Origin of the sequence: Bifidobacterium bohemicum DSM 22767, assembly GCF_000741525.1 — a bacterium.
In the GTDB taxonomy this organism is placed as follows: Bacteria; Actinomycetota; Actinomycetes; order Actinomycetales; family Bifidobacteriaceae; genus Bifidobacterium; species Bifidobacterium bohemicum.
In genome coordinates this window covers 501,751-514,584 of sequence record NZ_JGYP01000001.1, presented here as the reverse complement: position 1 = coordinate 514,584, position 12,834 = coordinate 501,751, and the positions used below count along the sequence as shown (strand labels likewise).

Annotated in this window: 9 protein-coding genes; 8 read left to right on the top strand and 1 reads right to left on the bottom strand. The window is 55.8% G+C overall.

Annotated elements, in window-relative coordinates:
- Positions 1 to 165 precede the first annotated feature (165 nt).
- Together BBOH_RS02145 and BBOH_RS02140 are read left to right on the top strand one after the other, a co-directional pair.
- A complete protein-coding gene (locus BBOH_RS02145) occupies positions 166 to 1,815 on the top strand; it encodes an endo-beta-N-acetylglucosaminidase (protein ID WP_052118117.1) in 1,650 nt (549 codons plus the stop codon).
- A gap of 286 nt (positions 1,816 to 2,101) precedes the next feature.
- A complete protein-coding gene (locus BBOH_RS02140) occupies positions 2,102 to 3,184 on the top strand; it encodes a LacI family DNA-binding transcriptional regulator (protein ID WP_033520505.1) in 1,083 nt (360 codons plus the stop codon).
- 112 nt (positions 3,185 to 3,296) lie between these two features.
- On the opposite strand, the gene BBOH_RS02135 is transcribed toward BBOH_RS02140, so the two are convergent.
- Positions 3,297 to 4,529: an AGE family epimerase/isomerase gene (locus BBOH_RS02135; RefSeq protein WP_044098029.1), complete on the bottom strand. Its 1,233-nt coding sequence runs from the start codon at positions 4,527 to 4,529 to the stop codon at positions 3,297 to 3,299.
- A 500-nt stretch (positions 4,530 to 5,029) separates the two neighbouring features.
- On the opposite strand from BBOH_RS02135, the gene BBOH_RS02130 reads away from it, so the two are divergent.
- The 6 genes from BBOH_RS02130 to BBOH_RS02105 all read left to right on the top strand — a co-directional run bounded on the left by BBOH_RS02130 (position 5,030) and on the right by BBOH_RS02105 (position 12,599).
- Positions 5,030 to 6,334 (top strand): sugar ABC transporter substrate-binding protein, encoded by a 1,305-nt coding sequence (locus BBOH_RS02130; RefSeq protein WP_033520503.1) that lies wholly within the window; start codon positions 5,030 to 5,032, stop codon positions 6,332 to 6,334.
- A gap of 139 nt (positions 6,335 to 6,473) precedes the next feature.
- Positions 6,474 to 7,442, top strand: a complete 969-nt coding sequence (locus tag BBOH_RS02125) for a carbohydrate ABC transporter permease (protein ID WP_052118129.1) — start codon at positions 6,474 to 6,476, stop codon at positions 7,440 to 7,442.
- Between the two features lie 50 nt (positions 7,443 to 7,492).
- Positions 7,493 to 8,332, top strand: a complete 840-nt coding sequence (locus tag BBOH_RS02120; RefSeq protein WP_033520760.1) for an ABC transporter permease subunit — start codon at positions 7,493 to 7,495, stop codon at positions 8,330 to 8,332.
- Between the two features lie 81 nt (positions 8,333 to 8,413).
- Positions 8,414 to 9,571, top strand: a complete 1,158-nt coding sequence (locus BBOH_RS02115) for an ROK family protein (RefSeq protein WP_052118116.1) — start codon at positions 8,414 to 8,416, stop codon at positions 9,569 to 9,571.
- Positions 9,572 to 9,614: 43 nt separating this feature from the next.
- Positions 9,615 to 11,597 carry a family 20 glycosylhydrolase gene (locus tag BBOH_RS02110; protein ID WP_033520501.1) on the top strand — a complete coding sequence of 661 codons (1,983 nt, stop codon included), beginning with the start codon at positions 9,615 to 9,617 and terminating at the stop codon, positions 11,595 to 11,597.
- A 63-nt stretch (positions 11,598 to 11,660) separates the two neighbouring features.
- The gene (locus BBOH_RS02105) at positions 11,661 to 12,599 is read left to right on the top strand and encodes an ROK family protein (RefSeq protein ID WP_033520499.1); all 939 of its coding nucleotides are present in this window, start codon (positions 11,661 to 11,663) and stop codon (positions 12,597 to 12,599) included.
- Positions 12,600 to 12,834: the final 235 nt, after the last annotated feature.

Here is a 12,834-nt window from a genome sequence, read left to right as displayed (position 1 = left end):
TAATGCCCCGTTCATAATCCTTGGTCTTTGAAGTAGCCGTTGGATTGGCAAGACCGCAGGTAATGAGACACAGAAGCACGGTAGAAGTGGAGGTGGTCGACGGAATCCATATTCGTTTATATTCGTTATTCAATGGGATGACGATAATCAAGACGGGATAATACAATGATGAATAGGAACTTGCATATCGACGTTTCCGAGAGACTGCGACCATTATGTTCGGCTGTGGCGATTGCCGTGATCGCTGCGACCATGCTGGTGTTTGCGCCGGCCGCTGGCGCCATTGGCCAGTCGGAACCATCCGCCTTGTCCGAGCAGCAGCAAACTGCTACCCAGAAGCGACATTTCATGGTATATTACCGTGCCTGGCGCGACAAAACCATGAAAGGAGTGAACACCTCGTTGACCGATGACAACTGGATCACGATGAATGACATCCCCTACGGAGTCGATGTCGTCAATGTGTTCAGCTATGTGCCCTGTGGTCAGGACGCTCAGGCCCAGCCGTTCTTTGACAAGCTGAAAAGTGACTACGCCCCAAACCTACATGCCCGTGGTGTCAAGCTGGTGCGAGGTTTCGACTATGGAAAACTGTTGCGTGTTCCTCATGCCAGTGCCGAACCCACCGAGACCGAATATCTCGACTATGCCAAGCAGCTGAAAAGCGAGCTGATGGATGCGTGGGGACTCGATGGTCTGGATATTGACATGGAGACTCGTCCCACCACCGAGCAGATCAAGCTCTCCGATGGCGTGATCAAAGCGCTTTCGACGTTGGTCGGCCCCAAAGCGAACAATGGCACAATGCTATTATATGACACCAACGGAAGCGACCTTCGTCCTTTACGCAACGTCAGTGACTGTTTCGACTACGTGGCCTATCAGCAATATGGTGACGACGCGGCGCGTACGGCTTCGGCATTGAACGACTATCAGGATCTGATCGGTAGGGACCGGTTCGTTCCTGGTCTGACGTTCCCCGAGGAACAGGACAAGAATAATCGTTGGTATGATGCCGTGGAACCTTATACGAGCAGTCATATCAATTCTGTGTCCTCATATGTCAGAGATCATGGTCTAGGTGGTATGTTCCTGTATGCTCCTGATCGTGACGGGCGTACGTATGGTGACCCGGATTTGAACCATATCTTGCCTTCGACGATGTTGTGGACCAAAACTGCCGTTGCGCAGAGCCAAGGCATGAGCCTTGCCAAGTCAAAAGCAGCGGCAAACCACTATTTGTTGAGAATGTCATATAGCAGTCCTGCGCCGAAGTCGGTCGGTGATGCGGTCTCGTCTGCGACCAATATCTACGAGGCTAACAAGGCGTTGCTGGGGCCCGATTACACCGGCGGATATAGCAAGATCTACGATCCAACACTAGAACGCCAACTGGAAAGTGTTGATTTGAACGGCTTATTGACGTTGATGGACAAGGCAGATTCGATTCTGAATGTCGCAACTGTCAAAACGAGCAGTGAAGAATTTGCAGCGCTGCGGGTTGCAAGGGATTCAGCGGCTCAGGGGATTGCTGCCAAGAGCTATGCGCAGGTTCAGGTCGCTCAGTGGAGTGATGCACTGACTAAAGCGTTAAAGCCATATGCTCCCGCACCGGTAAAGGACGCCAAACAACCGGGTACGACGTTGTGCACATCGCTTAATGCTCATGACCCTGCCACTGCTTCGACCTCGAAGAATCAAGGACAAGGCTTGGCAAAGACGGGTGTTTCCGTGGTTGGGTTGTTTGCGGCTGTTGCCGGGTTGATATCTGGATCTGGGACGTTGCTCATGTTGCGAAGACGCATGAGTCGATGACTGGAGGATTACATACCGTTGTTCCAAGGTGACGCCTAGCGGTTTGGGCGTCGCCTTACTTATAAGGAGGGCTGTGTCCAGTGTGCTTTCCATGAATATGAAAGAGGGTGTGTTTGCACAGACTAAAGCGCTTTGCCGAGAGTGTCCAATATACTGGTTCTACAGAGGTCTGAATTGTTCCCGATTCACAATGCCATGGTTCCTTCTGATGCCGGTGGAACTTGAAGTCGAAGGGCAGGTTGCCGCAGTGCGAGTTAGAAAAGACGTATCAGGGGAAGGAGCTGGTGTGCCGGCGCACCATCGTGTCAGTCTCAAGGATGTGGCCGAGGAACTTGGTCTTTCACAGACAGCTGTTTCTTTTGCAATCAATGACAAACCGGGAGTTTCCGAGGAAACGAAAAACAAGGTCAAGCAGACCGCCAAGCGCATGGGCTGGAGCCCGGTCTATGCCGCGCAGGCCCTGAGCTCGTCGCGCACCATGACCGTGGGGTTCATGCCTTCGCGTTCGGGCGGTAACCTGCAGACCGAGTCCTTCATGCTGCATTTCATGGCCGGCCTGCATGACTCGCTGAGTCGTAAAGGTTACGGCATTCTTTACCGTCCAGCCCAATCTCTACAAGAGGAACTGAATATCTATAGGGATTGGAGCCGACGTAAAAGGGTCGATGGCGTGGTTCTGGTCGATTTGCGCACTGAGGATCCAAGACCTCGGCTGCTCGATGAATTGGGGATTCCGGCGGTGTTGGCAGGTGGGCCGGATCCGAATGACCTGGTGCCGTCTCTGTCGATCGACGACTCGGGCACAATGGACAGGATTCTGCGACACCTGTTGGATGTGGGACGCACCCGCATCGTCTATTTCTCCGGTGACCGCGACCTCGACTACAGTAAGATGCGTGTGGCTGCCTTCAATGAGCTGGCCACCAAGTATGCGTTGGAGTTTTCTGCGGTGTGTTACACCAACTTCGACTCACAGTCCGCCGCCACGCAGACCTGCTCGATGATGAACGGCGGGTTTGCCCCTGATGCGTTCATCTATGAGAACGAGACGATGGCGGCTGCTAGTCTACGTGCCTTGGAGCGATTGAGCGTGTCCGAACAGGCCCCGGACAATCTGCGCAGTATGCCGGGCAGTCCTTTCCCGAAGAATCTGCCTGCTATCGTCAGCTTCGAGGACAGCTTCGTGTGCACTGCCACCTATCCGTCGATTACCGCCGTTCACCGTGATCCCGGCGAGTACGGCAAGCGTGTGGCGAATCTGTTGATCAAGCGTCTTATGGGGGAGTCGGTTTCCGGTTCTAGGCGCATCCTTCAACCGAGTCTTGTTGTCCGTGAAAGCACGGCTGGTTCGAGCGGCATATCGCAGTGATGCCGCGAATCGAAACACGCATTATTGCGCCGCTTTTATGTGACCCGGTGTCTTATGCCCTGAAGCCGCACAATAATGCATGTTTGTTGCTGTTGTTTGTTGAACGGCGACCTTACTGCGCGTTCCTGACGGCGGTGGCAATCGAGACCGCAGGGTCGAGGAACGGCACGAGCGTGGATTGGAAGGCATGGTAGACGTCCGACTTGCCCGGCCAGACGGTGCCGATGACCTTGTTGTCCTGGTCGAGCTGGTGGAACCATGAACCGCCGTCGTGGTCAATCAGGTGTTCGTCGACGTATTGGGCGAACTCGGCATACCGCTCGCGGTATTCCTCCTTGCCTGTGACCTTGTAGAGCGTGGCGCTGGTGTTGAGGGCTTCGGCCAACGTCCAGTGCATGCGATCGGTGACCACCGGCTCGCCGTTCCAATCAACGGTGTAGGCCATGCCCAAAGTGCCGTTCCTGTTCCAACCGTCGGCCACCGCCTGGTTGAACAGATGCTCTGCGGCGTGGATATAGGGTAACGTGCCCTCTTTGTTGGCGAATGAACTCAGCGCCCACTGGACGATGAGTCTGGCCCACTCGATGCCGTGCCCCGGGGTTGCACCGTATGGTTTGAATTGGTCGTCCTTCTTGTCGGCGTTGTATTCAAGATCGATTGACCAGTCCGGGCCGAAGTGTTCGGGAATGCGCCAGTGGTTACCTCTGGCCCATTGGACGACGTGGTCGATGATGCGTCCGGCACGTTCTCGATATGTATTGTTTCCGGTGGCGTCAGCCACGGCGAGGAACGCCTCGGTGGTGTGCATGTTGGCGTTGATGCCGCGATAATCGTCAAGGGTGCTGAAAGTGGTGTCCCAGGTGTCAACGGCCAGGCCTGTCTGGTCATCCCAGAAATATCGGTCGTGGATTGCAAGCACCTCATCCAACAGTTCTTTGGCCCCTGGACGTTTAGCGAGCAGCGCCGAAGAGGCCCCCAGAATGACGAAGGCGTGCGCGTAGCACACTTTTCCGGGCTCCGGCGAGCCGTCGGCCTGAATCGATGGATACCAGCCGCCGTTCGACTCATCGTGCAGAATCCCGGTAAGTCCCTTGAGCCCTGCATCCGCAAGCTTGTCGGCGCCTGGCCAGCCCAGCATCGCGCCGATCGAATAGACATGGGTCATTCGCCCGGTGATCCACGTCTGCACACCGTGCGACAGATCTATGCGTCCTTCGTCATCGAGCCAGCCGGAGCCGCCTTGCGCGGCCGGGAAGCCTTTGCCGAACTCCAACAGTTCATATGTCTCGGCCCCCATGAACACGCGGTTTGACAATGAGCCCAACATATACTTTGGATTCGTCATGACACCGTCCCCCCTTCATATAGAACGTTGGTTTCGCAGCCCTTCCTGCCACCAATCTTCCCACGACCGCTAAACGGGGTAGCCGCGCAGAACGTCCTGCTACTTAACCGTTTTAGGCTACCATTTTCAGGTGACTTCGTGTCTTTGGTGTGTCTGAGGTCGTCGGTTCGACCGTTATCGGATAATCGTCTGAGGAGTGGATTTGTGAACTGTCCGGATAAAATCACAAGAAGTGGCGACGGCTTCCCGTGTTTTGCATACCGGATTTCACTGTCCGGCGAAAGTACAGTATCGAGCGACTTGCGGTTACAAGGAAAATTGATATACTGGTCGTAGCTTCTATAAGTAAGGAAAGTAAACTAAATATTTAGATGTATTTAATGTCTTTTCGTTACTGCCGGAAGCCCGGGAAGAATCAAGGTTCCGATTTTTCCTCGTTGGCGTATTGGACGATACGCGTTCATTGATTTGATGTGATGAAACCCTCGAAGGAGTGGGCTATGAAGAAAAAGATTTTGGCGTCTGCCGCCGTTTCGTTGTCGGTCGCCATGCTGCTTGGGGCTTGTGGCGGAGCGTCCGGTAGCAAGTCCGTCGAAGATGCCAAGGATCAGACGCTAACGGTTTGGGCGATGCAAGGCGACTACACCAATGAGACGTTGGACGCCATCAATAAGGAATTTACCAAGCGGACCGGAGCGAAGGTCAAAGTTCAGACGCAGCAGTGGAACAATATCACAACTAAGGTAACCACCGCACTCTCGACCGCAACTCCGCCAGACGTGATTGATATGGGCAACACCCAGGTCATGGGCTTCGCAAGCAGTGGCGGCCTGATGGACCTGACGAGCCATGCCAGTGAGCTGCATGGCGGCAGTAAATGGCTCAGTGGCCTTGAGGAGCCGGCGACCGTGGATGGCAAGCTTTATGGTGTACCTGCATTCGGCGCCGCCCGTGCCGTTATCTACAGCAAGAAAATCTGGAAGGATGCAGGAATCGAAAAGGCGCCGACTACCTGGGACGAGTTCACCGCCGATCTCGACACCATCGCGACCAAACACGCTTCCGACCCCGACTTTATTCCGTTCTATCTGCCCGGTCAGTATTGGTACTCCGCATTGCAGTTCGTTTGGGACGCAGGTGGTGATTTGGCCAAGAAAGACGGGGACACCTGGAAGGGCACGACTTCGAGTGAAAAGTCCATTGAAGGGCTCAAGGCCTGGAAGGATTTCCAGAACAAATACTCGAACAAGGCTTCTCAGACCGCGACGGAGGTTGACCCCGTCCAGGATCAGTTCCTGGCGCAAGGCAAGGCTGCCGCTTACTTGGGCAACAGCTCCGCGATTCCACAAATCAAGAAAATCGATTCCAGTATCACCGATGACGATCTGGGCACATTTGCGCTTCCTGGTCGCCTCGGCAAGAACCAGCCGAGCTTGGTCGCTGGTTCCGATTGGGCGGTGGCCGTCAAGAGCCAGCATCAGGATCTGGCGGTCAAATGGCTTAAGATCGCTTCCAGTGAGGAGATTCAGCAGAAGTGGGTCTTCGGGCATGACGGTTGGCTGCCTAACTCCGTTCAGGGACTTGACAAGGCCATGAAGTCCAGTGATTTCAAGCAGGTAAACACGGGCTTCTTCGAGGCCGCCAAGATCTCCAAGTCCACCCCGGCCTCGCCGCAGTGGGCGACCATCGAGGGCGACAAGTCCATCAACGAGCTTGTCGAGGGCATCGCCACGGGCAATACGTCCGTTGAAAATGCGGCCAAGACCTTCGATCAGCACGTTGAACAGGTGCTGAACAAGAAGTGACGGACTGAAAACCGAAAAGTACGTGGTCGTGGCGCGACGGTTCACCAATGGCCGCTGCGCCACAAAACCGGTGGAAGCGTTTTCGAGAGCGTTTTCACCGTTTGGACATCATGATGATTGTATCGTAAAAGAGGTTGATATGCGGACTCCAAGCCAACGGCCATCGAATGTCAAGGCACCCCCTCGACGGCTGGATGCGGGCAGACCGAACAAAAAACTTTCCCAAGGGCGTTTCGCGGCGATGCTGTTGACCCCTACGGGTGTCATTCTTCTGGCTTTGGTGCTTGTGCCTATTCTGTTCCTGATTGTTACGTCTTTCACCGATTTCAATCAGGCCTCGCTTTTCACCGGGACATTCAAGTTCAAAGGATTCGCGCAATATGTCGTAGCACTTAAGGACATCGAGTTCTGGAAGGCGTTGTTGCGTACGTTCATATTCACTGCGGCTCTGGTGATAGGCAGCCTCCTCATCGGCATGGCTGTAGCCCAGATGATGACCAAGCTGGGCACGGTGATGCGCTATATAGTCACTTTCGTGCTCATCTTTGCCTGGGCTATGCCCAACGTTGCTTCCTCGGTGGTTTGGAAGTGGCTGTTCCAGCCCGGCTATGGCATCGTCAATTGGATGCTTACCAAACTGCACGTCTTTGGCAACATGCTTAACGTGGCCTGGTCGAATAACACGACCCTTGCTTTCTTATGCATTTGGATGCTGGTGATTTGGCAGGCTGTGCCATATATCGCCATCACGTTGTACGCCGCCACCACCCAGCTGGATCAGTCCTGTCTTGAGGCTGCGCAAATCGATGGAGCGGGTCATATCCGTACATATTGGCAGATTGTCGTTCCGCTCATCAAACCGAGCATCATGGTGATTGCCATGCTTTCGATTATCTGGGACTTCAATGTGTTCAACCAAATCTGGCTGGTGTCCCAAGGCGGCCCCAATGGCACCACGTCGACAATCGGCGTGTTCACTTACAAGAAGGCCTTCGTGAACTTCGATATTGCCCAAGGCGCCGCCATATCGGTGATTACCGTCATTATTCTCATGGCGTTGACCGGCGTGTACGTGCGCAATCTTTTGAAATCGGGGGAGGATCTATGAGCGAGACCATGAATGTCGTGTCGCGGGCGCATGTGAAGTCAGGTGCGGCAATGACCGGCGCCCACAGGCGTTTCGGTTGGCGTCGATGTGGCACCAATGTCATCGCCTTGATATTCTGCGTCGTGTGGATTTTTCCGGTCTACTGGATGACTGTCACCGCGTTCAAGCCACGCAACGAGATTATGACCACTACGCCGGCGTTCATTCCCAAGCACTGGTCGTTGGTCAATTTTTATTCTGCGATCATGCAGACCAGCTTCCTGCAAAACTTGGAGAACTCGGTGATCGTCACGTTCTCGGCCATCATCATCTCGGTATTCTTGGCGTTCCTTGCGTGCGCCGCCCTTACGCTGTACCGTTTCCGCGGCCGTAGGGTCATCATGGTGCTGATTCTGGCGATGCAGATGCTGCCGGGCACCGCATTGTTGATTCCCCAGTTCATCGTGTTCAACCAGATGGGACTGCTCAATCGGTATATCGGTCTTATTCTTGCCTATATCGCCATGGTGCTGCCGTTCTCGATTTGGAACATGCGCGGCTTCTTCCTCGCCATACCTGTCGATATCTTCGAATCGGCAAGGGTCGAGGGAGCCAGCGAGTGGCAGATTCTCCGGAAGATCACTTTCCCGTTGGTGGCGCCCGGTGTGGTTTCGACTTCGGTGTTCGCCTTCATCACGGCCTGGAACGATTACCTCACGGCATACACCTTCATGCGGGATCAGGCGAAGTATACGCTTCCCGTCTGGCTTTCGAGCTTCACGACTCCTGCGGGTACGGACTTCGGCGGGCAGATGGCAGCTTCCGTGCTGTTCTCCTTGCCCGTGGTCGTTTTCTTCATGATCGTGCAGCGCAATATCGCCAAGGGCTCGACCGCTGGCGCGGTAAAGTAGCCGTGTCCGGTCTTGTGTGAAGCGTATAGGTTGTGCGACAAGGGAATTGCTCAATGGTGTCGATGGGCGGAGGAGTGAGGCGTGGTCGATGATAAGTTGCGGTGGTTCGATAAGGGAGGGCGGCGCATCGATCGCACCACGAACGATCTTCTTTCCGCTGCATCGCCCACGGATGTGAGAATCCGTAATCGTACGGCTGTCCTGAGGGCGATGTACTCAGGGCGAAAACGTTCCCGTTCCGAGCTGGCTTCCATCACCGGCTTGTCGAAGGTCTCCACTTCGGATGTTGTAGCGGACCTGATGGATGAGGGCTACCTGACAGAGGGCGGATATAAGAGCTCTGCGCGGCCCGGTAAGCCTGCCCTGATGCTTGAGTTCAACCCATCGGCCGCTTCGGTGATTGCAGTCGATCTTTCGGAGACGAACGAGATCGTGGGGGCGGTCGTCGATCTGGATGGCAGAATTTTGTGCAGGGAACGCCGTGAGCTGCCTTCCGGCAGGGGGCTTTCGATCGATCAGGTCATTGGGTTGTGCCGCGTGCTTGTGGAGAGCAATCGTTCGCCGTTGCTGGGCATAGGCGTTGCCACGCCCGGTTTTGTCGATGAACATGGCGTCGTCTTGGATGCGCCGAATCTGGGGTGGAAGAACGTGGACATCGTCGGGCTTCTCGAACGGCATTTCGGTTGTGGCGTATCCGTCGCCAATGATGCCGATTGCGCGGTGTTCGCGGAACGGTGTTTCGCGAATGGTTCACCAAGCATGATGTATGTGCAAATTGCCAAAGGGGTTGGCGCTGGTCTGCTGGTTGCTGACCAGGTGGTGCATGGCGTGGATAACACGGCGGGCGAGATCGGGCATGTGGTTGTCGATCCGGAAGGGTTGCCCTGTCTGTGCGGCAAGCGTGGATGCCTTGAGACGTTGATCGCGGTGCCGTCTCTTGAACGGCAAATGAGCGAGCATCCGGAAAAACGCTGCGAAATCATCACTCATGCAGGTCATGTGCTTGGCAATGCTTTGGCAATGGTGGTGGCCATGACTGGCGTTACCGACGTGGTGGTCTCAGGTCCTGAGAACCTCGTTGATTCTTCTTTTCGGCAGGCGACCGAGCGGTGCATCAATGATTTGGTTCATTCCCGTTTCATCGACGTGGTGAAGGTGAGGGACTCGCGTTTCCAAGGCGATACGGCTTTGCTGGGGGCCGTGGCGACGGTGCTGCGTCGACGGCTGAATCTGTTGTGAAACGTCGTTGCATCCCATTTTGGAGTTTTTGAAAGGAACTTATTTGCAATACTCAATAGGTGCGCAAAAGCGTCATTTCGACCTTATCCCGGCTCCTTCAACCGCTGAATTCTCGGGGGCGGCCATGCATTTGCCCTACGCCGGCACCATCGTGGAACGAGACGTCGAATGCGATCCTGGTTGTCTGTTTGGCGCTCAGCTGGCGGATGACATCGAGCGTGTCACAGGCATTCGCTGGGATGTTGCGAAAGGGCAGTGCTGGCGGTCGTTCATCAGGATCGAAATCGATGGCTCCTTGGGGGCTCAGGCTTATCGGCTCGGTATCGCCCAGACAGGAATAAGCGTCAGAGGCGGCGATTCGGAGGGGATCAGGAACGGGGCGCAGGCGCTCCGTCAGATCATCAGACAATGCGGCCCGGTGTTGCCTGTCGTCTTGATCGGCAACAAACCGGAATACAAGGTCCGCAGCTATTACCTTGACGTCACTCGTGGTCGCGTGCCTACCATGGCATGGCTTAAACATTGGGTCGACGAACTGTGCCTCTATCAGTACAACCAGTTGCAGCTGTATATTGAGCACAGCTTCCGCTTCGACGGGCTCAGTGAGACCTGGCGTGGCGTCGACGCGCTTAGGTCCCAGCAGATCGTGGAGCTGGATTCGTACTGCGCCGAGCGCGGCATCGAATTGGTGCCATCGGTGTCCACGTTCGGCCATCTTTACCAGGAGCTTCGTACTCGTGGGCTGCGCGATATGGGCGAGTTTCCACAGGATGCGGACCGCATGTTCAGCTTCATCGAGCGGCAGCTCCACCACACGCTGAACGTCACCGATCCGAAGGCCTTCGAATTCTCGACCTCGTTGATGGATTCGTATATGGGGTTGTTCCGATCGAAGCAATTCAACATCGGGGCCGACGAGACCTTCGATCTTGGCAAAGGGCGTTCGGCCGGGTATGCGAAGGAGCATGGCGTAGCCCAAATGTATGCGGACTACGTCACCAGACTGTGCAACCACCTGGCCGAGCAGGGTCGTCGGCCGATGCTTTGGGCCGACATCGCGATCAAAATGCCTCGGATGCTGCCCTCTCTTCCGAAGGACGCCATGCTGCTCAACTGGCTTTACTCGCCCGAAGTGGGTGAGGAGGAGGTCAGGCTGCTGGCCGACGCGGGTCTGCGGCAGTATGTGTGTGCGGCGGTCTGGTGTTGGAACTCGCTTCTGCCGAGGGTCGACGATGCGTGGAATAACATAACTCGTCTGGCCCGGGTCGGCATCAAATATGGTGCGGCCGGCTTCATGGTCACCGATTGGGGGGACTACGGTCATGTCAATGATCCGCGGATGGCCATGATCGGGTTGGCTTATGGAGCCCAAGCCGGGTGGCACCCGAGTGTTCCTGTGGAACGGGACGAGATGGACCGTATGATTTCGCATGTGGTTTTCGGCGACGAGACCGGTGGGTTCGTCACGGCCGTGGCGGATGCATCGCGTTGCCGGGCTTTTGGCTGGGATGAAGCGGTGCAGTATGTTGAGCTCGATGATGGTCATGGCGGGTTGAACCGTGAAGTGTTCGATATCGTACGAACCAATAATAGTGGTCATGCTGGGATGACCGGTGACGCGCTCAGTGTGTTCCAAGCCAGAAAACTGATGCTCGCCGGTAAATCCGAACGTCTGTCGAACGTTGATGAATGCCAAAAGAGATTAAAGCAGGCCGGTATGTGTTGCCAATCCGCGCTTGCCGCGGCCAGGGGTGACCGCTCCGGCTTCATGCGGACGTTGGCGATCGCTCTTGAGGGCCAGCTTCTACTCAACCGTTTCGGTGCTGCGATGGCTCTCAAGACAGGGGCAGTGCAGGGTGGCATCGGCACAAATGAATGCGCTGAGCTTGCGGGGGAACTTGAGCGGTGGGGCGAGGCCTACGCCGATGCTTGGCGAAGCGTCAGCCAGCAGTCCGAACTCGGACGGGTCTTGTCCGTGATATGGCGTTGCGCTGATCTTTTGAGGGAGGATGACCCGTCGCTATGAACGACGGGTGGAAACGAATAAGGGGTTTGCATTGCATTGCACTTCCTCTGGAAAGGATGAAGGATGCCTTTGTCGGAGTATAAGGTTGGCGTCGATGTAGGGGGCACGAGCATTGAAGGCGTGCTGGTTGACGCTCAAGGACATATGCTTGCCCGGCATTCTGTAGGGGCCAGGCGCGGCGGTCAGAAGGTAATTGAGGACATCGTCGGCGTCGTCCGTGCATTGGCCGATGACGCCAAGGTGCGACGTTTGGATGGGGTGGGCGTCGGGATTCCCGGTAGCGTGGATACCAAACATGGCGTCGTCAGCGATGTCGTCAATCTCGACATCATCTCGCTGCCTCTGGGCCCTGAACTTGCTGATCTGTTGGACGGCGTGCCCGTGTTTGTCGAAAACGACGTCAATGCCGCCGCCCTTGGTGCCGCAAAAATGCTGCTCGCCTCCGATGACACGGTGGCCCGGATTCCGGATACTGTCGTCTTCGTCAATTTTGGCACCGGCCTTGCCGCCGGTGTCTTGCGTCAAGGGCGTATCGAGCATGGTTTCAGTGGAGCGTTCGGCGAGATCGGGCATTTGCCGGTCAACAGCCTGCGATTACAGTGCTCTTGTGGACAAAAAGGCTGTTTGGAGACGGTGGCATCGGGTGGGGCCGTCTCCCGGCTCTGGCCGCAGGCATACCCGCCGATGCCTGATTTACTTCAGGCGGCGCGAGGTGGCGACGCGCATGCACGGGAGATCCTTGACCTCGTGGTCTCGGCCATAGCGGACACCATCCAAATCGTCGCGCAGAGCTATGATCCGCAATATATAATTCTCGGTGGCGGCATGACGAAAACCGGACGGCCCTTCATGGACGTAGTGGAGGCCGAATTGCACAGGCGTGAGGAGCACAGCCATTTCCTACGCATGCTGGATCTCGTCTCGCGGCTGCGGCTTGTGTCCAAAGGGGAGCCGATCGGCGCTCTCGGCGCGGCGCTGGCGGTCGAGGACGTTCCGAGGTGACATCAGTCCGTAACGGTGCTTTGAATCGCTCTTCGCTGTGGCGAGTACGTTCGCTGGTCAAGTTCGCTTCATCGTACGCGTTGGCATATTATTCATATAATAATATATGTACGAATGACACGGAATCATGTGTGTCTGCGCTCGCTCAGCTTTTGTACAGGCGCTCTGAAGAGCACAGTGGGCTGTGATTCGGTAGTTGTCCTCACCGATTCGCAAGCAGGAGGGAACCCACTTC

Excerpts from the sequence above, each read along its gene's own strand:
- BBOH_RS02145 (WP_052118117.1), top strand. The coding sequence starts at position 166 with ATGATGAATAGGAACTTGCATATCGACGTTTCCGAGAGACTGCGACCA.
- BBOH_RS02135 (WP_044098029.1), bottom strand. The coding sequence starts at position 4,529 with ATGACGAATCCAAAGTATATGTTGGGCTCATTGTCAAACCGCGTGTTC.
- BBOH_RS02130 (WP_033520503.1), top strand. The coding sequence starts at position 5,030 with ATGAAGAAAAAGATTTTGGCGTCTGCCGCCGTTTCGTTGTCGGTCGCC.
- BBOH_RS02125 (WP_052118129.1), top strand. The coding sequence starts at position 6,474 with ATGCGGACTCCAAGCCAACGGCCATCGAATGTCAAGGCACCCCCTCGA.
- BBOH_RS02120 (WP_033520760.1), top strand. The coding sequence starts at position 7,493 with ATGACCGGCGCCCACAGGCGTTTCGGTTGGCGTCGATGTGGCACCAAT.
- BBOH_RS02105 (WP_033520499.1), top strand. The coding sequence starts at position 11,661 with ATGCCTTTGTCGGAGTATAAGGTTGGCGTCGATGTAGGGGGCACGAGC.